General features: G+C 34.2%; 26 protein-coding genes. 25 read left to right on the top strand and 1 reads right to left on the bottom strand.

Annotation, left to right across the window (positions count from 1 at the left end; translation table 11 throughout):
• The first annotated feature begins 131 nt into the window (after window positions 1–131).
• Window positions 132–1,742 (top strand): CTP synthase, encoded by a 1,611-nt coding sequence (locus CD116_RS11425; RefSeq protein ID WP_047427964.1) that lies wholly within the window; start codon window positions 132–134, stop codon window positions 1,740–1,742.
• Window positions 1,743–1,909: 167 nt separating this feature from the next.
• Here the strand turns inward: CD116_RS11425 and CD116_RS11420 are convergent, their stop codons facing one another.
• Window positions 1,910–2,431, bottom strand: a complete 522-nt coding sequence (locus CD116_RS11420) for a DUF2529 family protein (protein WP_047531369.1) — start codon at window positions 2,429–2,431, stop codon at window positions 1,910–1,912.
• 217 nt (window positions 2,432–2,648) lie between these two features.
• Between CD116_RS11420 and fdaB the strand changes: the two genes are divergently transcribed.
• The 24 genes from fdaB (at window position 2,649) to CD116_RS11295 (ending at window position 24,459) form a co-directional block, all read left to right on the top strand.
• A complete protein-coding gene (gene fdaB, locus CD116_RS11415) occupies window positions 2,649–3,509 on the top strand; it encodes a class IIb fructose-bisphosphate aldolase FdaB (protein ID WP_001131841.1) in 861 nt (286 codons plus the stop codon).
• 467 nt (window positions 3,510–3,976) lie between these two features.
• On the top strand, window positions 3,977–5,236 hold the full coding sequence (locus CD116_RS11410) for a UDP-N-acetylglucosamine 1-carboxyvinyltransferase (protein ID WP_047531370.1): 1,260 nt from the start codon (window positions 3,977–3,979) through the stop codon (window positions 5,234–5,236).
• A gap of 87 nt (window positions 5,237–5,323) precedes the next feature.
• Complete coding sequence (locus tag CD116_RS11405; RefSeq protein ID WP_047427953.1) at window positions 5,324–5,659, top strand: winged helix-turn-helix transcriptional regulator; 336 nt, start codon at window positions 5,324–5,326, stop codon at window positions 5,657–5,659.
• Window positions 5,660–5,898: 239 nt separating this feature from the next.
• Complete coding sequence (locus CD116_RS11400) at window positions 5,899–7,326, top strand: aldehyde dehydrogenase family protein (protein WP_047427951.1); 1,428 nt, start codon at window positions 5,899–5,901, stop codon at window positions 7,324–7,326.
• A gap of 246 nt (window positions 7,327–7,572) precedes the next feature.
• A complete protein-coding gene (rho, locus tag CD116_RS11395; protein WP_001115104.1) occupies window positions 7,573–8,889 on the top strand; it encodes a transcription termination factor Rho in 1,317 nt (438 codons plus the stop codon).
• Window positions 8,890–9,007: 118 nt separating this feature from the next.
• The gene (locus CD116_RS11390) at window positions 9,008–9,262 is read left to right on the top strand and encodes a type B 50S ribosomal protein L31 (RefSeq protein ID WP_000808972.1); all 255 of its coding nucleotides are present in this window, start codon (window positions 9,008–9,010) and stop codon (window positions 9,260–9,262) included.
• Between the two features lie 381 nt (window positions 9,263–9,643).
• Complete coding sequence (locus CD116_RS11380) at window positions 9,644–10,243, top strand: thymidine kinase (protein ID WP_047433045.1); 600 nt, start codon at window positions 9,644–9,646, stop codon at window positions 10,241–10,243.
• Window positions 10,244–11,320 carry a peptide chain release factor 1 gene (gene prfA, locus CD116_RS11375; RefSeq protein WP_047427945.1) on the top strand — a complete coding sequence of 359 codons (1,077 nt, stop codon included), beginning with the start codon at window positions 10,244–10,246 and terminating at the stop codon, window positions 11,318–11,320.
• Window positions 11,307–12,143: a peptide chain release factor N(5)-glutamine methyltransferase gene (prmC, locus tag CD116_RS11370; protein WP_047427943.1), complete on the top strand. Its 837-nt coding sequence runs from the start codon at window positions 11,307–11,309 to the stop codon at window positions 12,141–12,143. Before prfA ends, prmC begins: the two co-directional genes overlap by 14 nt.
• Window positions 12,144–12,226: 83 nt before the next feature.
• On the top strand, window positions 12,227–13,273 hold the full coding sequence (locus CD116_RS11365) for an L-threonylcarbamoyladenylate synthase (RefSeq protein ID WP_047550997.1): 1,047 nt from the start codon (window positions 12,227–12,229) through the stop codon (window positions 13,271–13,273).
• Window positions 13,270–13,689, top strand: coding sequence for a low molecular weight protein arginine phosphatase (locus CD116_RS11360; protein ID WP_047531377.1), 420 nt, complete (start codon window positions 13,270–13,272; stop codon window positions 13,687–13,689). Before CD116_RS11365 ends, CD116_RS11360 begins: the two co-directional genes overlap by 4 nt.
• Before the next feature lie 107 nt (window positions 13,690–13,796).
• On the top strand, window positions 13,797–14,321 hold the full coding sequence (locus CD116_RS11355; RefSeq protein WP_047427936.1) for a TIGR01440 family protein: 525 nt from the start codon (window positions 13,797–13,799) through the stop codon (window positions 14,319–14,321).
• A gap of 25 nt (window positions 14,322–14,346) precedes the next feature.
• Complete coding sequence (gene glyA, locus CD116_RS11350) at window positions 14,347–15,585, top strand: serine hydroxymethyltransferase (RefSeq protein WP_047550995.1); 1,239 nt, start codon at window positions 14,347–14,349, stop codon at window positions 15,583–15,585.
• A gap of 27 nt (window positions 15,586–15,612) precedes the next feature.
• Entirely contained in the window at window positions 15,613–16,242 is a 630-nt protein-coding gene (upp, locus tag CD116_RS11345) for a uracil phosphoribosyltransferase (RefSeq protein WP_000048713.1), read from the top strand.
• A 23-nt stretch (window positions 16,243–16,265) separates the two neighbouring features.
• Window positions 16,266–17,396, top strand: a complete 1,131-nt coding sequence (gene wecB, locus CD116_RS11340; RefSeq protein ID WP_047550993.1) for a non-hydrolyzing UDP-N-acetylglucosamine 2-epimerase — start codon at window positions 16,266–16,268, stop codon at window positions 17,394–17,396.
• Between the two features lie 63 nt (window positions 17,397–17,459).
• A complete protein-coding gene (locus CD116_RS11335; RefSeq protein ID WP_078101781.1) occupies window positions 17,460–17,912 on the top strand; it encodes an ATP synthase subunit I in 453 nt (150 codons plus the stop codon).
• Between the two features lie 20 nt (window positions 17,913–17,932).
• Window positions 17,933–18,661 carry a F0F1 ATP synthase subunit A gene (atpB, locus tag CD116_RS11330; RefSeq protein WP_047550988.1) on the top strand — a complete coding sequence of 243 codons (729 nt, stop codon included), beginning with the start codon at window positions 17,933–17,935 and terminating at the stop codon, window positions 18,659–18,661.
• 42 nt (window positions 18,662–18,703) lie between these two features.
• Window positions 18,704–18,916, top strand: a complete 213-nt coding sequence (gene atpE / locus CD116_RS11325) for a F0F1 ATP synthase subunit C (RefSeq protein ID WP_001048816.1) — start codon at window positions 18,704–18,706, stop codon at window positions 18,914–18,916.
• 197 nt (window positions 18,917–19,113) lie between these two features.
• Complete coding sequence (locus CD116_RS11320) at window positions 19,114–19,635, top strand: F0F1 ATP synthase subunit B (protein WP_000140679.1); 522 nt, start codon at window positions 19,114–19,116, stop codon at window positions 19,633–19,635.
• Window positions 19,635–20,174, top strand: coding sequence for a F0F1 ATP synthase subunit delta (locus tag CD116_RS11315; RefSeq protein WP_047550985.1), 540 nt, complete (start codon window positions 19,635–19,637; stop codon window positions 20,172–20,174). Before CD116_RS11320 ends, CD116_RS11315 begins: the two co-directional genes overlap by 1 nt.
• 21 nt (window positions 20,175–20,195) lie before the next feature.
• A complete protein-coding gene (gene atpA / locus CD116_RS11310; protein ID WP_047531387.1) occupies window positions 20,196–21,704 on the top strand; it encodes a F0F1 ATP synthase subunit alpha in 1,509 nt (502 codons plus the stop codon).
• Window positions 21,705–21,734: 30 nt separating this feature from the next.
• On the top strand, window positions 21,735–22,601 hold the full coding sequence (atpG, locus tag CD116_RS11305; protein ID WP_000157603.1) for an ATP synthase F1 subunit gamma: 867 nt from the start codon (window positions 21,735–21,737) through the stop codon (window positions 22,599–22,601).
• Between the two features lie 21 nt (window positions 22,602–22,622).
• On the top strand, window positions 22,623–24,035 hold the full coding sequence (gene atpD, locus CD116_RS11300) for a F0F1 ATP synthase subunit beta (RefSeq protein WP_000511135.1): 1,413 nt from the start codon (window positions 22,623–22,625) through the stop codon (window positions 24,033–24,035).
• Window positions 24,036–24,054: 19 nt separating this feature from the next.
• Complete coding sequence (locus tag CD116_RS11295; RefSeq protein WP_047550980.1) at window positions 24,055–24,459, top strand: F0F1 ATP synthase subunit epsilon; 405 nt, start codon at window positions 24,055–24,057, stop codon at window positions 24,457–24,459.
• Window positions 24,460–24,502 lie beyond the last annotated feature (43 nt).

Here is a 24,502-nt window from a genome sequence, read left to right as displayed (position 1 = left end):
TAGCGAGTAACTATATTTATTGATAAAAATGGTAGTTACTCATTATGAAATTACTAACGATAAAGTTATGTTTTGCGTAATTTTTACAATTGATGAGGAAGCATTCCCTTTAATAATTAGGAGGTCAGGACATGACAAAATTTATTTTTGTAACAGGTGGCGTAGTTTCATCATTAGGGAAGGGTATTACAGCATCTTCTCTAGGTAGATTATTAAAAGATAGAGGTTTAAATGTAACAATTCAAAAATTCGATCCATACTTAAATGTTGACCCAGGTACAATGAGTCCTTATCAACATGGTGAAGTATTTGTAACAGATGATGGTGCAGAAACAGACTTAGATTTAGGTCATTATGAAAGATTTATTGATATTAACTTAAATAAATTTTCAAATGTAACAGCAGGTAAAGTATATTCGCACGTATTGAAAAAAGAACGTCGTGGTGATTACTTAGGTGGAACTGTGCAAGTTATTCCACACATCACAAATGAAATTAAAGAGCGTTTATTACTTGCAGGTGAAAGTACAAATGCAGATGTTGTTATTACGGAAATCGGTGGTACAACAGGTGATATCGAATCATTACCATTTATCGAAGCAATTCGTCAAATTCGTAGTGATTTAGGTAGAGAGAATGTAATGTATGTACATTGTACATTGTTGCCATATATTAAAGCTGCTGGTGAAATGAAAACAAAGCCAACACAACATAGTGTTAAAGAATTAAGAGGTTTGGGTATTCAACCAGATTTAATCGTAGTAAGAACTGAATATGAAATGACGCAAGATTTAAAAGATAAAATTGCATTATTCTGTGATATCAATAAAGAAAGTGTTATTGAATGTCGTGATGCAGATTCTTTATATGAAATCCCATTACAATTAAGCCAACAAAACATGGATGATATCGTTATTAAACGATTACAGTTAAATGCAAAATATGAAACTCAACTTGATGAGTGGAAGCAATTATTAGATATCGTTAATAATTTAGATGGCAAAATTACAATTGGTTTAGTAGGTAAATATGTTAGTTTGCAAGATGCATATTTATCAGTTGTTGAATCATTGAAACATGCTGGATATCCTTTTGCAAAAGATATTGACATTAGATGGATTGATTCAAGTGAGGTAACAGATGAAAATGCAGCTGAATACCTTGCGGATGTTGATGGTATTTTAGTACCAGGTGGTTTTGGTTTTCGTGCAAGCGAAGGCAAAATCAGTGCTATCAAGTATGCTAGAGAAAATAACGTACCATTCTTTGGTATTTGTTTAGGTATGCAACTTGCAACTGTTGAATTCTCAAGAAATGTATTAGGTCTTGAAGGTGCACATTCTGCAGAATTAGATCCAGCAACGCCATATCCAATTATTGACTTATTGCCTGAACAAAAAGATATTGAAGATTTAGGTGGCACATTACGTTTAGGTTTATATCCATGCGCAATTAAAGATGACACTTTAGCACAATCAATTTATGATAAAACTGAAATTGAAGAAAGACATCGTCATCGTTACGAGTTCAATAATGACTATAGAGAGCAACTAGAAGCGAACGGTATGGTTATTTCTGGTACAAGTCCAGATGGACGTTTAGTAGAAATGGTAGAAATTCCAACAAATGATTTCTTTATTGCTTGTCAATTCCATCCAGAGTTCTTATCTAGACCAAATCGTCCACATCCAATTTTTAAATCGTTTATCGAAGCTTCATTAAAATACCAACAAAATAAATAAAAATAATCGTAAACAAAAGCAAATACTTAAAATTTCGATATAAAGAGCCGTTACTTCCACGTTTTAATTTGTGAAGGTAACGGCTTTAATTTTAATGTTGAACAGTCCTTTAAAATGATGGATATAAATAGACATGTTATGAAAGGGGGATGGCAAAGGATGAGTATTTATAATTCTAAATCTCTCGTCATTTCAATCATTTGAGTATAAATATCATAATATACGTAATTAAACGCTATTGCATGCGGCTGTACAATTTTATCATAATCTTCAGTGTAGACAATTGGTCTTGGTGTAGATAAATCGATAAAATGAACGAGATAATCAGGAAAGTCATCTGTTTTAGGTTTGTTGCTAATTACAACAATGTCAATATCTAAATCGATAAGTTTTTGAATATCATTTGCCATTTCTTCTGTATAAAATGGTGCAAATAAAAATACACGATCAGTTGAATCAATGTCCTTGAAGTCATTAAGAGACTCAAGTTTACGGCTAGACTTTAATCGTTCTTCACTATGCAGAACAAAATTTTCGAAAAATTGTAAGTCATCATATCCTTTTACATAGACATAACCTTCACCGCCAATCGCTTGTACTAAGCATTGTGCTGCCATTTGTATTTCTAAAGATTGTTTTTCTAATCTATTAAAGATTCCTATTAATTGTGTGTTTAAGATTTTTGACATCTTTATCCTCCAATCTACTTATAAAATATTGTAATTAATGAGCACATATTATGCAATGACTTAAATTGTATAATAATGTATACGTTTGCATTTATTATAACTATCGCATTTTTCAAAAAATACTCATTTAATATGCAGTATTTCAATGCATTGGTGCTGTTTTTTTGATATAATTACTTTGAAAAATATGTGCACAAGCACTCAAGGAGGAACTTTCATGCCTTTAGTTTCAATGAAAGAAATGTTAATTGATGCAAAAGAAAATGGTTATGCGGTAGGTCAATACAATATTAATAATCTAGAATTTACTCAAGCAATTTTAGAAGCTTCACAAGAAGAGAACGCACCTGTAATTTTAGGTGTTTCTGAAGGTGCTGCTCGTTATATGAGTGGTTTCTACACAATTGTTAAAATGGTTGAAGGTTTAATGCATGACTTAAACATCACTATTCCTGTAGCTATTCATTTAGATCACGGTTCAAGCTTTGAAAAATGTAAAGAAGCTATCGATGCTGGTTTCACATCAGTAATGATCGATGCTTCACATAGCCCATTTGAAGAAAACGTAGCGACTACTAAAAAAGTTGTTGAATACGCGCACGAAAAAGGTGTTTCTGTAGAAGCTGAATTAGGTACTGTAGGCGGACAAGAAGATGATGTTGTAGCAGATGGCATCATTTATGCTGATCCTAAAGAATGTCAAGAACTAGTTGAAAAAACTGGTATTGATGCATTAGCACCAGCACTTGGTTCTGTACACGGGCCATACAAAGGTGAACCTAAATTAGGATTTAAAGAAATGGAAGAAATTGGTTTATCAACTGGTTTACCATTAGTATTACATGGTGGTACTGGTATCCCAACAAAAGATATTCAAAAAGCTATTCCATTTGGTACAGCTAAAATTAACGTAAATACTGAAAACCAAATCGCTTCAGCTAAAGCAGTTCGTGACGTTTTAAATAACGACAAAGAAGTTTACGATCCTCGTAAATACTTAGGACCAGCTCGCGAAGCTATCAAAGAAACAGTTAAAGGTAAAATTAAAGAGTTCGGTACTTCTAACCGTGCTAAATAATTAATATTTAGTTTTTAATTTATTAATAACGTAGGGATATTAATTAAAAAAGAAGCAAACAGATTAATGTTTGCTTCTTTTTTATGCTGTGAAAGTCATAAAGAAGTCTTTTTTACTTTAAAACAATCTTAAAAAGAGGTGGATATGGCAAAAAATGATTTGTGCTATAATTAAAAAGAAAATTATACATTCATTGAAAAAGTAGTGCTTACGTTAGTTGCAAAATTAAAATTGAATGGTTTGTCATAATATTGTCAATATTCAAGCGAATAATCAGACTTTAGACCATGGTCAAGCGCGTATGAACATCATATATTAGTAAAGGTAAATTATTAGTAATTAATGAATGGAAGACAGAGAGACAAATTTAATGGTTAAAATAAACTATTTTACAAATAAAGTAAAATTAATTTATAATGCTAATAATGCAAAATTTTAAAAAGTAATGAACAAAGGAGATAAATGATATGGCTCAAGAGGTAATAAAAATAAGAGGTGGGCGCACGCTGAATGGGGAAGTTAATATCAGTGGTGCGAAAAACAGTGCTGTAGCTATTATTCCTGCAACATTATTAGCTCAAGGACATGTGAAACTAGAAGGATTACCACAAATCTCTGATGTTAAAACGTTAGTAAGTTTATTAGAAGATTTAAATATTAAAGCTACATTGGATGGTACTGAGTTAGAAGTAGATACAACTGAAATAAAAAATGCTGTACTACCTAACAATAAAGTTGAATCATTACGTGCTTCATATTATATGATGGGAGCTATGTTAGGCCGCTTTAAAAAATGTGTGATTGGTTTGCCTGGAGGGTGTCCGCTTGGGCCACGTCCAATCGACCAACATATTAAAGGATTTAAAGCTTTGGGAGCTGAAATTGACGAATCAAGTACAACTTCTATGAAAATTGAAGCAAAAGAATTGAAAGGTGCACACATCTTTTTAGATATGGTGAGTGTAGGTGCAACAATTAATATTATGTTAGCAGCAGTTTATGCAACTGGACAAACCGTAATCGAAAATGCTGCAAAAGAGCCAGAAGTTGTCGATGTTGCTAATTTCTTAACAAGTATGGGAGCTAATATTAAAGGTGCAGGTACATCAACGATTAAAATAACTGGTGTAGAGAAATTACATGGGTCTGAGTATCAAGTAATACCTGATCGAATCGAAGCGGGCACTTATATGTGTATTGCTGCGGCATGCGGTGAAAATATAATTTTAAATAATATTGTACCTAAACATGTTGAAACATTAACTGCTAAGTTTAGTGAATTAGGTGTCGATGTAGACGTACAAGATGAAAAACTCCGTATTAATAACAATGCACCTTATCAATTTGTAGATATTAAGACTCTAGTTTATCCAGGATTTGCGACAGATTTACAACAACCGATTACACCATTGCTATTTATGGCTAATGGTCCATCATTTGTAACGGATACAATCTATCCTGAGCGATTTAAACATGTAGAAGAATTAAAACGTATGGGAGCTAATATTGAAGTTGATGAAGGTACAGCGACTATTAAACCTTCAAATTTACATGGTGCTGAAGTTTATGCGAGTGACTTAAGAGCTGGTGCATGCTTAATTATTGCTGGTTTAATTGCAGAAGGTGTTACAACAATTTACAATGTAAAACATATTTATAGAGGTTATACAGATATTGTAGAACATCTAAAAGCTTTAGGCGCAGACATTTGGACAGAAACTGTATAGATTATTGTTGTTTTGTGATATAATAATTATACTGAGTTTAAAAAGGGTGTTAATTTACATTCTAATTTTTGATGAGAGGTGAAGATGATGGAAGTATGTCCGTATCTCGAAGAAACTTTTAAAATACTTGGTAGAAGTTGGAATGGATTAATCATTAATTATCTCTCAAGATGTAATGACTGTTCAGCACACTTTTCCGATATGAAAAGAGATTTGAAAACGATAACGCCACGTGCATTAAGTCTTAAATTATCAGAGCTTGCACAGTGGGAGTTAGTAGAAAAACAAATCATTTCTACGAGTCCAGTACAAATTATTTATGTTTTGACCGAAAAAGGTCAAGCGTTAGCAGAGGCTTTACATCCAATTGAAGCATGGGCGCAAACATACGTAGAATTAACAGATCAACGTACTGCTAAATAATTATATTAAGATTAAATATATCATTGATGATAACTATTTCTGAGTCTTCGTATTATTTGCGATGATGAGGAGGTAGTTTTTTATTTGCCAAAAATAAAATAATTAGAGTCAAGGAATAATTTTAAAGCATTTTATTTTGAACATATGAATAGGGAGCGTATCATAGTGTAATGTAATGTTTATATCGTGTACATTACGGTTAAATAACATATAAATCATTCTTGAGGAGTGAAAGAATAATGAGAGACTATACAAAGCAATATATTAATGGCGAATGGGTTGAAAGTAACAGTAATGAAACGATAGAAGTTATAAATCCAGCAACTGAAGAAGTGATTGGGAAAGTTGCTAAAGGTAATAAAGCGGATGTTGATAAAGCTGTCGAAGCTGCAGACAATGTTTATTTAAAATTCCGTCATACTTCTGTGAAAGAAAGACAGGCATTATTAGATAAAATTGTAAAAGAGTATGAAAATAGAAAAGATGATATTGTACAAGCAATTACAGATGAATTAGGTGCGCCTTTGTCACTATCTGAACGTGTACATTATCAAATGGGATTAAATCATTTTGTTGCAGCGAGAGATGCATTAGACAGCTTCGTATTCGAAGAACGCCGTGGCGATGATTTAGTTATTAAAGAGGCAATTGGTGTATCTGGCTTAATTACACCATGGAATTTCCCTACAAACCAAACATCATTAAAATTAGCAGCAGCATTTGCGGCTGGTAGTCCTGTAGTACTTAAACCATCTGAAGAAACACCTTTTGCAGCTGTTATTTTAGCTGAAATATTTGATAAAGTTGGTGTTCCTAAAGGTGTATTTAATCTTGTGAATGGCGATGGTGCTGGCGTTGGTAATCCATTGTCTGAACATCCTAAAATACGTATGATGTCATTTACTGGTTCTGGTCCAACAGGATCTAAAATTATGGAAAAAGCTGCGACAGACTTTAAAAAAGTATCCCTAGAGCTTGGTGGTAAATCACCATACATTGTACTAGATGATGTAGATATTAAAGAAGCGGCTAAAGCGACAACGGGTAAAGTTGTAAATAATACAGGTCAAGTATGTACAGCAGGTACACGTGTTTTAGTACCTAGTCGAATTAAAGATGCATTTTTAGCTGAACTAAAAGAACAGTTTAGTCAAGTGCGTGTCGGTAATCCAAGAGAAGAAGGAACGCAAGTTGGTCCTATTATTAGTAAAAAACAATTTGATCAAGTGCAAAATTATATAAATAAAGGCATTGAAGAAGGTGCAGAATTATTCTACGGTGGTCCAGGTAAGCCTGACGGCCTTGAAAAAGGTTACTTTGCACGTCCGACAATTTTTATTAATGTTGATAATCATATGACGATTGCACAAGAAGAAATTTTTGGACCAGTGATGTCAGTTATCACATATAATGACTTAGATGAAGCAATTGAGATTGCTAATGATACTAAATATGGTTTAGCAGGTTATGTCATTGGTAATGATAAAGAAACATTGCGCAAAGTAGCGCGTTCTGTTGAAGCGGGTACTATAGAAATTAATGAAGCAGGTAGAAAACCAGATTTACCATTTGGCGGTTATAAGCAGTCTGGATTAGGTCGTGAATGGGGCGACTACGGTATTGATGAATTTTTAGAAGTGAAATCTATTGCAGGTTACTTTAAATAAATTTGATTTTTGAATTAAAAATCGCAATAAAACAGTGCACATGACTAATTAAGTTTTGTGTACTGTTTTAATTTTGCAATTTTTATAAATAGATTTTGTAATTAAAATAAAAATTTGCTATAGTTATTCATGTATTTAAAAGGTTGGGGATTAGCATAATGATTTCGTATCATCACAGTTATTTATGCATTGTCATGCCTATCTATTACTTACTAACTAAAAAATAATGAAATGGGTGTAAACTATATGCCTGAAAGAGAACGTACATCTCCTCAGTATGAATCATTCCACGAATTGTACAAGAACTATACTACCAAGGAACTCACTCAGAAAGCTAAAACTCTTAAGTTAACAAACTATAGTAAACTAAATAAAAAAGAACTTGTCCTAGCTATTATGGAAGCGCAAATGGAAAAAGATGGTAACTATTATATGGAAGGTATCTTAGATGATATTCAACCAGATGGTTATGGCTTCTTAAGGACGGTTAACTACTCTAAAGGGGAAAAAGATATTTATATATCAGCTAGTCAGATTCGTCGTTTTGAAATTAAACGTGGCGATAAGGTGACAGGGAAAGTTAGAAAGCCTAAAGATAATGAAAAATATTATGGCTTATTACAAGTTGATTTTGTCAATGATCACAACGCGGAAGAAGTTAAGAAGCGTCCACACTTCCAAGCATTAACGCCATTGTATCCAGATGAACGAATTTTATTAGAGACAGAAACGAAAAATTATTCAACACGTATAATGGATTTAGTAACACCGATCGGTCTAGGTCAACGTGGTTTAATTGTAGCGCCTCCTAAAGCAGGTAAAACGTCGTTATTAAAAGAAATTGCAAATGCAATTAGTACAAATAAACCAGATGCAAAATTATTTATATTACTTGTTGGTGAACGTCCTGAAGAGGTAACGGACTTAGAACGTTCAGTAGAAGCAGCTGAAGTTGTACATTCGACATTTGATGAACCACCAGAACATCACGTTAAAGTAGCTGAATTATTACTTGAACGTGCAAAACGTTTAGTAGAAATTGGTGAGGATGTCATCATTTTAATGGATTCTATAACAAGATTAGCACGTGCATATAACTTAGTTATTCCGCCAAGTGGTCGTACATTATCAGGTGGTTTAGACCCTGCATCGTTACACAAACCGAAAGCATTTTTCGGTGCGGCTAGAAATATAGAAGCAGGAGGAAGTTTAACAATTCTTGCAACTGCATTAGTTGATACGGGTTCACGTATGGACGATATGATTTATGAAGAATTTAAAGGAACAGGAAATATGGAGTTACATTTAGATCGTAAATTATCTGAACGTCGTATATTCCCAGCTATCGATATCGGTCGAAGCTCAACACGTAAAGAAGAATTGTTGATTAGTAAATCTGAATTAGATACATTATGGCAACTAAGAAATCTGTTCACTGATTCAACTGACTTCACTGAACGTTTTATTAGAAAGCTTAAAAAGTCGAAGAACAATGAGGACTTCTTCAAACAATTACAAAAATCCGCAGAAGAAAGTACTAAAACAGGTCGTCCGATAATTTAATAAACATCACACCAGGGGCTTGCGTTTTATATTAATTACCTTTATAATTACACAGTATTGGGTAAAAACTCACAAATAACTCTGTTCCAGATGGTTCAGGGCAAAGGAGCTGAAAATAATGAAACAAGGAATTCATCCTGAGTATCATCAAGTAATCTTTTTAGATACTACAACAAACTTCAAATTCTTAAGCGGTTCTACAAAAACAACTTCAGAAATGATGGAGTGGGAAGATGGAAAAGAATACCCAGTTATTCGTTTAGATATTTCATCTGATTCACACCCATTCTACACAGGACGTCAAAAATTCGCTGCTGCGGATGGACGTGTGGAACGTTTCAACAAAAAGTTTGGTCTTAAATCAAACAACTAATATAGCGATAGTTAAACTGTCTACATCCAACTATGGATATGTAGGCAGTTTTTTATGTTAATAGTTTTTATAAATATAATGTGTTAGTTGAATGTTTTTAACTTTGTATTGATAGTATAAATATTATTGTGTTTCGTTGAAGTTATGAATATTACGTATGAAATGGTGTGTATTTTATAGTTTATTAAAAATAGTTTGTTTGAACATCGACTCTAACGATAACACTAGCTTGAAGTAAATTCATTACTCATCGATAGGAATATCTTATTTAACAATATTTTAATGATACACATTATCGATATAATTATGAAAAAGACATTTATGAATAATTGAAATATGATATAATAAAGCGATTATGTTTTGAAAAAGGTGGAACTCTCAATGTATGAAACTTACCATTCCGGTTGGATAGAATGTATTACAGGTAGTATGTTTAGCGGTAAATCTGAAGAACTGATAAGACGATTAAGAAGGGGTATATACGCTAAACAAAAAGTCGTTGTATTTAAACCGGCGATTGATGATCGATATCATAAAGAAAAAGTCGTATCTCATAATGGTAATGCCATTGAAGCGATTAATATTTCTACAGCAAGAGAAATTATGATGCATGACTTATCAAATGTTGATGTTATAGGAATAGACGAAGTGCAATTTTTCGATGATGAAATTGTAAGTATTGCAGAAAAATTATCATCTGATGGACACCGTGTTATTGTTGCTGGATTGGATATGGATTTTAGGGGCGAACCGTTCGAACCAATGCCTAAATTGATGGCTGTCAGTGAACAAGTAACGAAACTTCAAGCAGTATGTGCTGTTTGTGGTTCTTCATCTAGTCGAACACAACGATTAATAGATGGTAAACCAGCTAAAATTGACGACCCGATTATTTTAGTAGGTGCCAATGAAAGTTATGAACCACGTTGTCGTGCGCACCATATCGTAGCACCAAGTGACAATAATAAGGAGGAATTATAAGTGTTTGATCAATTAGATATTGTAGAAGAGAGATACGAACAACTTAATGAATTGTTAAGCGATCCAGATGTAGTAAATGATTCAGATAAATTACGTAAATATTCTAAAGAACAAGCGGATTTGCAAAAAACTGTAGATGTTTATAGAAATTATAAATCTAAAAAAGAAGAATTAACTGATATAGAAGAATTATTAAATGAAACAGAAGATAAGGAAGAAATCGAAATGTTAAAAGAGGAAAGCAGTGGTATTAAAGCAGAACTGCCTATCCTTGAAGAAGAACTTAAAATATTGTTGATTCCAAAAGATCCTAATGACGAAAAAGATGTTATCGTTGAAATTAGAGCTGCTGCAGGTGGAGATGAAGCGGCTATTTTCGCAGGCGACTTAATGCGTATGTATTCTAAGTATGCTGAATCACAAGGGTTTAAAACGGAAATAGTGGAAGCGTCTGAAAGTGATCATGGCGGTTATAAAGAAATTAGTTTCTCAGTATCTGGTAATGGTGCATACAGTAAATTGAAATTTGAAAATGGTGCGCACCGTGTTCAACGTGTTCCAGAAACTGAATCAGGTGGGCGTATTCATACATCAACAGCAACAGTTGCTGTTTTACCTGAAGTTGAAGATGTAGAAATTGAAATTCGCAATGAAGATTTAAAAATAGATACGTATCGTTCAAGTGGCGCTGGTGGTCAGCACGTCAATACAACTGACTCTGCAGTACGTATTACCCATTTACCAACAGGTGTAATTGCGACATCTTCTGAGAAATCTCAAATTCAAAACCGTGAAAAAGCGATGAAAGTGTTGAAAGCACGTCTATATGATATGAAAGTTCAAGAAGAACAACAAAAATATGCGTCACAACGTAAATCGGCAGTTGGTACTGGAGACCGTTCTGAACGTATTAGAACATACAATTATCCTCAAAGTCGTGTAACAGACCATCGTATCGGACTTACGCTTCAAAAACTTGGCCAAATTATGGAAGGTCATTTAGAAGAAATTATTGATGCACTGACTTTATCAGAGCAAACAGATAAATTGAAAGAACTTAACAATGGTGAATTATAAAGAGAAGCTAGACGAAGCCATTCAATTAGCGCAGAAAAAAGGTTTTGAACAAACACGAGCAGAATGGCTAATGTTAGATGTATTTCAATGGACGCGTACTGACTTTGTTGTACACATGCATGATGAAATGCCTAAAGCAATGATTATGAAATTTGATTTGGCGCTTCAACGAATGCTTTTAGGAGAGCCAGTTCAGTATATTGTTGGCTTTGCTTCGTTTTTTGGAAGACCGTTTGAAGTAAATACGAATTGTCTAATACCAAGACCTGAAACTGAAGAAGTTATGTTGCACTTTTTAAAACAATTGAAAGATGGTGCAACAATTGCTGATATTGGAACAGGTAGTGGTGTCCTTGCAATAACTTTGAAATGTGAAATGCCGAATTTAACTGTTATTGCTACTGATATTTCACTTGAAGCAATCAATATGGCTCGTAATAATGCTGAGAAGCATCAATCACAAATACAATTTTTAACAGGGGATGCATTAAAACCCATAATTAACGAAGGTATCAAGTTGAATGGCTTGATATCTAATCCGCCATATATAGATGAAAAAGATATGGTCACGATGTCTCCAACGGTTACGAGATTCGAACCACATCAGGCATTGTTTGCAGATAACCATGGATATGCTATTTATGAATCAATCATTGAAGATTTACCTCACGTTATGGAAAAAGGCAGCCCAGTTGTTTTTGAAATTGGTTACAATCAAGGCGAGGCACTCAAAGAACTCATTTCGAAAAAATATCCGGATAAACATATCGATATTATTAAAGATATAAATGGCCATGATCGAATCGTCTCATTTAAATGGTAATTAAAAGTTATGCCTTTTCTATGACTAGTTAAGTGCATAGCTTTTTACTTTGTATTATGATAAATAAGAAAGGCGTGATAGAGTTGGATACTAAAGTTTGGGATGTTAGAGAATATAATGAAGATTTACAGCAATATCCTAAAATTAATGAAATAAAAGACATTGTTTTAAACGGTGGTTTAATAGGTTTACCAACTGAAACAGTTTATGGACTTGCAGCAAATGCGAAAGATGAAGAAGCTGTATCTAAAATATATGAAGCTAAAGGCCGTCCATCTGATAATCCGCTTATTGTTCATATACACAGTAAAGATCAATTAAAAGATTTTACATATACTTTAGATGCACGTGTAGATAAGTTAATGCAGGCATTCTGGCCGGGGCCTATTTCGTTTATATTGCCATTAAAGCCAGGTTATCTATGTCGAAAAGTTTCTGGAGGTTTATCATCAGTTGCTGTTAGAATGCCGAGTCATTCTATAGGTAGACAATTATTACAAATCATAAATGAACCTCTAGCCGCACCAAGTGCTAATTTAAGTGGCAGACCTTCACCAACAACTTTCAATCATGTATATCATGATTTAAATGGCCGTATCGATGGTATCGTTCAAGCTGAACAAAGTGAAGAAGGATTAGAAAGTACGGTTTTAGATTGCACATCTTTTCCTTATAAAATTGCAAGACCTGGTTCTATAACAGCAACAATGATTACAGATTTACTTCCAAATAGTATCGCTCATGCTGATTATAATGATACTGAACAGCCAATTGCACCAGGTATGAAGTATAAACATTACTCACCCAATACACCACTTACAATTATTACAGATATTGAGAGCGAAATTAGAAATGACGGTAAAGATTGGTCTTCTATAGCTTTTATTGTGCCGAGTAATAAAGCAGCGCTTATACCAAGTGAAGCGCAATTCATTCAATTATGTCAGGATGACAATGATGTTAAGCAAGCAAGTCATAATCTTTATAATGTGTTACATTCACTTGATGAAAATGAAAATATTTCAGCAGCGTATATATACGGCTTTGAGTTAAATGATAATACAGAAGCAATTATGAATCGCATGTTAAAGGCGGCAGGTAATCACATTGTTAAAGGATGTGAACTATGAAGATTTTATTCGTTTGTACAGGTAACACATGTCGTAGCCCGTTAGCGGAAAGTATTGCAAAAGGGGTTGTGCCAAATCATCAATTTGAATCAAGAGGTATATTCGCTGTGAACAATCAAGGTGTTTCGAATTATGTTGCAGACTTGGTTGAAGAACGTCATTTAACTGAAACTACCTTATCTCAACAATTTACTGAAGCAGATTTAAAAGCGGATATTATTTTGACTATGTCTCGTTCACATAAAGAAATGATATTCACGCAATATGGATTTCAAGACAATGTTTATACTTTGCATGAATATGTTAATGAGGTTGGAGAAGTTGTAGATCCATATGGTGGTTCAAGAGAAATTTATCAATATACATATGATGAACTTACAAAGTTAATTTTAAAATTAAAAGAAATTATTTGCTAAAAGGAATTCTGTATAATTAGTATATGTTAACAGTTAAATAAGTTATAATAGAGGAGTGTAGCACTTTGCTATATTCCTTTTTTATTTTTACGGAAGGGTGGGTTTTTATGAAAGATTTGACAATGTTACTAGACGAATTAAAAGAAATGTCTTTTTTCAAAAAGGGAGATATTTGTTTAATTGGATGTTCAACTTCTGAAGTCATTGGTGAAAGAATAGGAACAGTTGGTTCAATGGAAGTAGCAGAAACAATTTTTAACGCATTGGATGTTGTGAGTAAAGAGACAGGTGTTTCTTTCGCGTTTCAAGGATGTGAACATATAAATAGAGCTATAACAATAGAAAAATCTCATTTTAATCCATTAACAATGGAAGAAGTTTCCGTTGTTCCAGATGTACATGCTGGTGGTAGTTTAGCGACATACGCATACCAGCATATGAAGGATCCAATCGTGGTCGAGTACATTACTGTGCCATGTGGTATTGATATTGGTCAAACATTGATAGGCATGCATATCAAACATGTTTGCGTACCAGTTAGAACATCAGTGAAACAAGTGGGGCAAGCATTAGTGACTATTGCAACATCAAGGCCGAAAAAGATTGGTGGCGAACGTGCTAAATACCAATAAGTTTTTTGAAAGAAGGGGAGATTATATGTCTTATATCACCAAACAGGATAAAGTTATCGCAGAAGCAATCGAGAGAGAATTTCAGAGACAAAACAGCAACATTGAGTTAATCGCATCAGAAAATTTTGTATCGGAAGCAGTTATGGAAGCACAAGGTTCAGTATTAACTAATAAATATGCTGAAGGCTATCCAGGACGCCGATATTATGGTGGTTGTGAGTTTGTAGATGTTACTGAGAGCATTGCTATCGATTGTGCCAAAGCGCTATTTGGAGCTGAACATGTAAATGTTCAACCACACTCAGGATCACAAGCAAATATGGCAGTTTACCTTGTTGCTCTAGAAATGGGAGACACAGTTTTAGGTATGAATTTAAGCCATGGTGGCCATTTAACACATGGTGCTTCAGTAAACTTTAGTGGTAAATTCTACAATTTTGTTGAATACGGTGTGGATAAAGATACTGAACTTATCAATTATGATGAAGTTCGTAAATTAGCACTGAAACATAAGCCTAAACTTATCGTGGCTGGTGCATCAGCTTATTCAAGAACAATTGATTTTAAAAAGTTCAAAGAAATTGCAGATGAAGTAAACGCTAAGTTAATGGTAGACATGGCACATATCGCAGGTTTAGTAGCGGCAGGATTGCATCCGAATCCAGTAGAATTTGCCGATTTTGTAACAACTACAACACATAAAACATTACGTGGACCACGTGGTGGTATGATTTTATGTAAGGAAGAATATAAAAAAGACATAGATAAAACAATCTTCCCTGGTATTCAAGGTGGACCTCTTGAACATGTTATTGCAGCAAAAGCAGTTGCATTTGGTGAAGCACTAGATAATAATTTCAAAACATATCAAGAGCAAGTGATTAAAAATGCAAAAGTTCTTGCTGATACTTTGATTAAAGAAGGATTTAGAATAGTTTCTGGTGGTACAGATAATCATTTAGTAGCTGTTGATGTAAAAGGGTCTATAGGACTTACTGGTAAAGAAGCTGAAGAAACATTAGATTCAGTTGGTATCACATGTAACAAAAATACCATTCCGTTTGATCAGGAAAAACCTTTTGTAACGAGTGGTATACGTTTAGGTACACCCGCTGCAACAACGCGTGGATTTGATGAAAAAGCATTTGAGGAAGTTGCGAAAATCATCAGTTTAGCTTTGAAAAATAGTAAAGATGAAGAAAAATTACAACAAGCAAAAGAACGCGTTGCTAAATTAACAGCTGAATATCCTCTATATCAATAAACATACACAAAGATAGGAGTAATTTTTATGAGTAAAGTACACGTTTTCGATCATCCATTAATTCAACACAAATTAAGCTATATTAGAGACGTAAATACAGGTACTAAAGAATTTAGAGAACTTGTAGACGAAGTTGGTATGTTGATGGCATATGAAGTTACAAGAGATTTAGAACTTCAAGATGTTGATATTGAAACGCCTGTGACGAAAATGACAGCTAAACGTTTAGCTGGTAAAAAGCTAGCTATCGTTCCAATTTTAAGAGCTGGATTAGGTATGACAGATGGTATTTTAAGTTTAGTACCAGCAGCAAGAGTTGGACATATTGGGTTATATCGTGACCCAGAAACTTTAAAAGCTGTAGAGTATTTCGCTAAATTGCCTCAAGATATAACCGAAAGACAAATTATAGTGGTTGATCCTATGTTAGCAACAGGCGCATCAGCAATTGAAGCAATTACTTCATTAAAGAAACGTGGCGCTAAAAATATTCGCTTCATGTGTCTAATTGCGGCACCAGAAGGCGTAGAAAAAATGCAGGAAGCACATCCAGATGTAGACATTTATATTGCTGCACTTGATGAAAAGTTAAATGATAAAGCATATATCACACCAGGGTTAGGCGACGCTGGGGATAGATTGTTTGGTACTAAATAGAAGAATCGGAGATAAGTAGTTTGATGAAAAAGATTATGACCGTATTTGGAACAAGACCCGAAGCCATAAAGATGGCTCCTTTAGTTAAAGCTTTGGAAAAAGATGACATGCTAGAGCCAATAGTTGTAGTTACAGCACAGCATAGAGAAATGCTTGATTCAGTATTAAAAACTTTTGAAATCAAACCAAAATACGATTTGAATATTATGAAATCAGGACAGACACTTTCTGAAATTACTTCAAAATCGATTACTCAATTAGAACAAGTTATCAACATAGAAAAACCAGATATGGTACTTGTTCATGGTGATACGATGACTACATTTGCAGGTGGGTTAGCTGCATTTTATAATCAAGTACCAGTTGGACATGTAGAAGCAGGTTTAAGAAGTTATGACAAATATTCACCTTTTCCAGAGGAAATAAATAGACAACTAGTCGGAGTTATAGCTGATTTACATTTCGCACCAACTAAAAATGCAGCAAGACACTTACTAAAGGAAGGCAAAAAGTCAGAAAGTGTTGTTGTCACTGGTAATACAGCAATTGACGCTATGAGATACACAGTTGATAAAAATTATAAATCAAACATTATCGATCAATACCGTGATAAAAAATTTATTCTTATGACAGCGCATCGTCGTGAAAATATTGGAATACCAATGAAAAACATTTTTAAAGCGGTTAAACGTTTAGTAGATGAAAATACAGATTTAGCATTAGTTTATCCAATGCATAAAAATCCGCAAGTTCGTAAAGTGGCACAAAAGATTTTAGGAAATCATGAAAGAATTGCATTAATTGAGCCATTAGATGTATTAGACTTTCACAATTTTGCTAAACAAGCATACTTTATTTTAACAGACTCAGGTGGTATACAAGAAGAGGCACCATCATTCAACAAACCTGTCCTAGTATTACGTAATGTTACAGAGCGTCCGGAAGGTGTTGAAGCTGGTACATTAAAATTAGTTGGTACAAATGAAGAAGATGTATATCAAGCTACAAAACAATTAATTAATGATAATAGAATGTATCATCAAATGTCAGAAGCACATAATCCATACGGTGATGGATTTGCTTCAGAAAGAATAGTAAATCATATTAAGTATTATTTGGATTTAATCACTGAAAAACCAAGCGATTTCAATTAAAAGAGAATTTGTGACAAATTGTGTCTAAATTGTGTCTGGCTATGCTTATTTTTTTACAACAATTTGAATAGAATTGACACCACAAATCGCCTATATTATCATTTAATTTGTATGAGTGGAACGGTTTTCATGATTGATATCAGTCACACGGAGGCATATAAAATGAGTCGTTTCTACAACATTTTTAAACAGTTCATTCAATATTATTTTTATATAATAATAATATTGGCAGGATTGTACTTGTTTATACACCATGCATTTATCTTAGGATTAATCATTGGTGTTACTGGTTCTGCAATCAATACATATGTATTTGAGAGCTATCTAGCCAAGTCTAAAAGACCAGACACTATACATATTTCGACCGGGAATATGTGGCGATACTTAGTTGCAATTATCGCCTGTATGATTTGGTACTTTAATAAATCGCATGTAAGTATAATCGGTATCATTATTGGTTTAATGATTTCATATGTTGTAGTTATCATACGTCCTTTACTAAAGGTGAGCAAATAAATTAAGAAAGAGGTGAGATTATGGATCACAAATCCCCGCTCGTGAGTTGGAATTTATTCGGTTTCGATATCGTTTTCAATTTATCAAGTATATTGATGATACTTGTTACAGCGTTTCTTGTTTTTCTACTTGCTATCATTTGTACGCGTAATTTGAAAAAAAGACCAACTGGCAAACAAAATTTCGTTGAATGGATTTTTGATTTCGTGAGGGGAATCATTGAAGGTAACATGGCTTGGAAAAAAGGTGGTCAATTCCACTTCTTAGCGGTAACGCTGATTCTGTACATTTTTATAGCTAATATGTTAGGTCTTCCGTTTTCAATAGCGACAAAAGACCACACATTATGGTGGAAATCACCAACGGCTGATGCAACAGTTACATTAACGTTGTCTACAACGATAATACTGTTAACTCACTTTTATGGAATTAAAATGCGTGGCACGAAACAATATCTTAAAGGTTACGTACAGCCATTTTTGCCATTGGCAATCATTAATGTGTTTGAAGAATTCACTTCAACTTTAACACTTGGTCTACGTTTGTACGGTAATATTTTTGCAGGTGAGATACTATTAACGTTGCTTGCTGGTTTATTCTTTAACGAACCAGCATGGGGTTGGATTATTAGTATCCCAGGTTTAATTGTTTGGCAAGCATTCTCAATATTTGTAGGAACAATCCAAGCATATATCTTTATTATGCTTTCGATGGTTTATATGTCACATAAAGTGGCAGATGAACACTAAAAATTTCAATAATTATATACAATCACAGGAGGAAATTAAATTATGAATTTAATCGCAGCAGCAATCGCAATTGGTTTATCAGCATTAGGAGCAGGTATTGGTAACGGTCTTATCGTTTCAAGAACAGTTGAAGGTGTAGCACGTCAACCAGAAGCACGTGGTCAATTAATGGGTATCATGTTCATCGGTGTAGGTTTAGTTGAGGCATTACCTATCATTGGTGTAGTAATTGCATTCATGACATTTGCTGGATAATTAACAGATAAAGAGGTCGGGACAAAGCGGATAGGATATAAACATTAATGTACATAAAGTAGTATCAATGTGCAGTGATCGAATTGCAAAGATATGAAATATTGCATACCTATCGCATGAATTTAGAAGGTCCTAACCTCATTCGTTTTTCTAAATAACACTAGCGATTATTTTAATGAAAGGAGTGTCATGAACCCGTGACTGAAACAGCTAACTTATTCGTTCTTGGTGCAGCTGGAGGCGTTGAGTGGGGGACTGTGATTGTACAGGTCCTAACTTTCATCGTATTACTTGCGTTACTTAAAAAGTTCGCATGGGGTCCATTAAAAGATGTAATGGATAAACGTGAAAGAGATATAAACAGAGATATCGATGACGCAGAACAAGCAAAGTTAAATGCACAAAAACTTGAAGAAGAAAATAAACAAAAACTTAAAGAAACACAAGAAGAAGTTCAAAAGATTTTAGAAGATGCTAAGGTTCAAGCACGACAACAGCAAGAACAAATTATTCATGAAGCTAACGTACGCGCAAACGGTATGATTGAAACAGCTCAAAGTGAAATCAATAGCCAAAAAGAACGTGCTATTGCTGATATTAATAATCAAGTATCTGAACTATCAGTGTTAATTGCTTCTAAAGTACTTAGAAAAGAAATTTCTGAACAAGACCAAAAAGCATTGGTTGACAAGTATCTAAAAGAGGCAGGCGATAAATAATGGTGAAAATAGCTAATAAGTATGCTAAAGCATTATTTGACGTGTCATTAGATACAAATAATTTGGAGACTATTAATGAAGAATTAACAGTCATTAACGAGGCAGTAAAAGATAAAATTGAGCAATTAAAAATGGTTGATAGTAATCCTACTCAAACCGCGGAACAACGTCGTAAACTAATTAGTAATGTATTTACAGAAATTAACCCATATATTAAGAACATGATGTATGTGTTAGCTGATAATAGACATATCTCATTAATTGGTGATGTTTTTAAAGCTTTCCAGAGTTTATATAACAGATACTTTAACCAAGATTTTGCGACAATTGAGTCAACATATGAATTGAGTCAAGAAGAGTTAGATAAGATTGTCAAACTGGTAACTCAACAAACAAAGTTATCTAAAGTAATTGTAGATACTAAAATTAATCCAGATTTAATTGGTGGATTTAGAGTTAAAGTAGGCACAACTGTACTAGATGGTAGTGTTAGAAATGATCTTGTCCAATTACAAAGAAAATTTAGAAGAGCTAATTAATAATAAAGAGGAGTGACATAGATGGCCATAAAAGCTGAAGAAATCAGTGCATTACTTCGCTCACAAATTGAAAATTATGAGTCAGAAATGTCCGTAACTGATGTAGGTACTGTTTTACAAATTGGTGATGGTATTGCATTAATTCACGGATTAAATGACGTTATGGCTGGTGAGCTAGTAGAATTCCATAACGGCGTACTTGGTTTAGCACAAAACCTTGAAGAGTCAAATGTGGGTGTGGTTATTTTAGGACCATACACAGATATTACTGAAGGTGATGAAGTTAAACGTACTGGTCGTATCATGGAAGTACCAGTAGGTGAAGAACTAATCGGAAGAGTTGTAAACCCATTAGGACAACCTATTGATGGACAAGGACCGATTAACACAACTAAAACGCGTCCAGTAGAGAAAAAAGCTACTGGTGTAATGGATCGTAAATCAGTTGATGAACCATTACAAACAGGTATCAAAGCAATCGATGCTTTAGTACCAATTGGTAGAGGTCAACGTGAGTTAATTATTGGTGACCGTCAAACAGGTAAAACGACAATTGCCATTGATACAATTTTAAACCAAAAAGATCAAGGTACAATTTGTATTTATGTTGCTATTGGTCAAAAAGACTCAACAGTAAGAGCAAACGTTGAAAAATTAAGACAAGCAGGTGCTTTAGACTATACAATCGTAGTAGCAGCATCAGCTTCTGAACCTTCACCACTACTTTATATCGCCCCATATTCAGGTGTAACAATGGGTGAAGAATTTATGTTCAACGGCAAACATGTTTTAATCGTTTATGATGATTTAACAAAACAAGCAGCAGCTTATCGTGAATTATCATTATTATTACGTAGACCTCCAGGTCGTGAAGCATACCCAGGTGATGTATTCTACTTACATAGTAGATTATTAGAAAGAGCAGCAAAATTAAACGATGAATTAGGTGGCGGTTCTATAACTGCATTACCAATTATCGAAACGCAAGCTGGTGATATTTCAGCATATGTACCAACAAACGTTATTTCCATTACAGATGGACAAATCTTCTTACAGTCTGATTTATTCTTCTCAGGTGTAAGACCAGCGATTAATGCCGGACAATCTGTATCTCGTGTTGGTGGTTCTGCACAAATTAAAGCAATGAAAAAAGTTGCTGGTACGTTACGTCTTGACTTAGCGTCTTACAGAGAACTTGAGTCATTCGCACAATTTGGTTCAGATCTTGATGAATTTACAGCAAGTAAATTAGAACGTGGTAAACGTACGGTTGAAGTTTTAAAACAAGACCAAAACAAACCATTACCAGTTGAACATCAAGTGTTGATTATTTATGCATTAACAAAAGGATATTTAGATGATATTCCTGTTGTAGATATAACACGTTTTGAAGACGAGTTAAACCACTGGGCAGAAACAAATGCTACTGAACTGTTAAATGAAATCAGAGAAACTGGTGGCTTACCAGCTGCTGAGAAGTTCGACACAGCTATTAACGAATTCAAAAAAAGCTTTAGCAAATCTGAATAATAAACAAGTTTAGTATAAGGTGGTGAGATAGTGGCTTCTCTTAAAGAAATAGATACTCGAATAAAATCAACCAAAAAAATGAAACAGATTACGAAAGCAATGAACATGGTATCAAGTTCAAAACTTCGTAGAGCTGAAAAAAATACAAAACAATTCACACCATATATGGATAAAATGCAAGATGCAATAACTGCAGTTGCAGGTGCAAGTAGCAATACAAACCATCCAATGCTAAGACCTCGTAAAATAACTAGAAGTGGTTATTTAGTTATCACAAGTGATAAAGGTTTAGCTGGTGCATATAGTGCAAATGTACTTAAGAAATTGATTACTGATATTGAAGCGAAACATCAAGATAGTAGCGAATACAGTATTGTAGTTTTAGGACAACAAGGTGTTGATTTCCTAAAAAATAGAGGTTATGACATTGAGTATTCTCAAGTGGACGTACCTGATCAACCTTCTTTCAAATCTGTTCAAGCACTAGCTAACCATGCTATAGACTTATACAGTGAAGAAGAAATTGATGAATTAAATATATACTATAGTCATTATGTCAGTGTTCTTGAAAACAAACCAACATCTAGACAAGTATTACCATTATCTCAAGAAGATTCTAGTAAAGGACATGGTCATTTATCATCTTATGAATTTGAACCTGATAAAGAATCTATCTTAAGTGTAATCTTGCCGCAATATGTTGAGAGTTTGATTTATGGAACGATATTAGATGCAAAAGCAAGTGAGCATGCAACACGTATGACTGCGATGAAAAATGCTACTGACAATGCAACTGAACTTATTGATGACTTATCATTAGAATATAACAGAGCGAGACAAGCTGAAATTACACAACAAATTACTGAAATTGTTGGTGGTTCTGCAGCGCTTGAATAATATTTAAAGGAGGAAAATAGCATGGGAATTGGCCGTGTAACTCAAGTTATGGGTCCTGTAATTGATGTTCGTTTTGAACATAACGAAGTTCCTAAAATTAATAATGCCTTGGTTATTGATGTACCTAAAGAAGAAGGTACTATACAACTAACATTAGAAGTTGCGCTGCAATTAGGTGACGACGTTGTTCGTACTATTGCGATGGATTCAACTGACGGTGTCCAAAGAGGTATGGATGTAAAAGATACAGGTAAAGAAATTAGTGTACCTGTTGGTGACGAAACATTAGGTCGAGTATTTAATGTATTAGGTGAAACAATTGACCTTAAAGAAGAGATTAGTGATTCTGTTCGTCGAGATCCAATTCATCGTCAAGCACCAGCATTTGATGAACTTTCAACAGAAGTTCAAATTTTAGAAACTGGTATTAAAGTAGTAGACTTATTAGCCCCTTACATTAAAGGTGGTAAAATTGGATTATTCGGTGGTGCCGGTGTAGGTAAAACTGTATTAATTCAAGAATTAATCAATAACATCGCTCAAGAGCATGGTGGTATTTCAGTATTCGCTGGCGTAGGTGAACGTACACGTGAAGGTAATGATTTATACTTCGAAATGAGCGATAGCGGTGTAATCAAGAAAACTGCCATGGTATTCGGACAAATGAATGAACCACCTGGTGCGCGTATGCGTGTTGCTTTATCTGGTTTAACAATGGCTGAATATTTCCGTGATGAACAAGGTCAAGACGTGTTACTATTCATTGATAACATTTTCAGATTTACACAAGCTGGTTCAGAGGTGTCTGCATTATTAGGTCGTATGCCTTCTGCGGTAGGTTACCAACCAACACTTGCAACTGAAATGGGACAATTACAAGAACGTATTACGTCTACAACTAAAGGATCGGTTACATCTATTCAAGCGGTATTCGTACCTGCCGATGATTATACTGACCCAGCACCAGCGACTGCGTTTGCGCATTTGGATGCAACAACAAACTTAGAACGTAAATTAACTGAAATGGGTATTTATCCTGCCGTGGATCCATTAGCATCAACATCAAGAGCATTGGAACCATCTATAGTAGGTCAAGAACATTATGAAGTAGCACGTGATGTACAATCAACACTTCAAAAATATCGTGAATTACAAGATATTATTGCTATCTTAGGTATGGATGAATTATCTGATGAAGATAAGCAAACAGTTGAGCGTGCACGTAGAATTCAATTCTTCTTATCTCAAAACTTCCACGTTGCGGAACAATTTACTGGTCAAAAAGGATCTTATGTACCTGTTAAAACAACAGTTGCCAACTTTAAAGATATCTTAGATGGTAAGTATGATCATATTCCAGAAGATGCATTCCGTTTAGTTGGTAGCATGGATGATGTTATTGCAAAAGCTAAAGATATGGGTGTTGAAGTATAACAATTAGGAGGAATGGATAATGAATACATTAAACCTAGATATTGTCACTCCTAATGGTTCTGTTTACGATCGTGATAATGTTGAACTCGTAGTTATGCAAACAACTGCGGGTGAGATAGGTGTCATGAGTGGACATATTCCAACTGTAGCTGCTTTAAAAACAGGCTTTGTAAAAGTGAAATTTCACGATGGAACTGAATACATTGCTGTAAGCGATGGCTTTGTTGAAGTTAGAAAGCATAAAGTTTCAATCATTGTTCAAACTGCAGAAACTGCAAGAGAAATTGATGTTGAAAGAGCCAAATTAGCCAAAGCAAGAGCAAAGTCTCACTTGGAAAATGATGACGACAATACTGATATTCATAGAGCCGAAAGAGCTTTAGAGAGAGCAAATAACCGTTTGCGTGTGGCTGAATTAAAATAGAAAATAAAGGGTCGAAGGTGTGATTACATATCTTCGACCCTTT

Origin of the sequence: Staphylococcus schweitzeri, from assembly GCF_002902405.1 — a bacterium.
GTDB classification, from domain to species: Bacteria; Bacillota; Bacilli; order Staphylococcales; family Staphylococcaceae; genus Staphylococcus; species Staphylococcus schweitzeri.
This window is presented reverse-complemented; position numbering and strand designations above follow the sequence as displayed.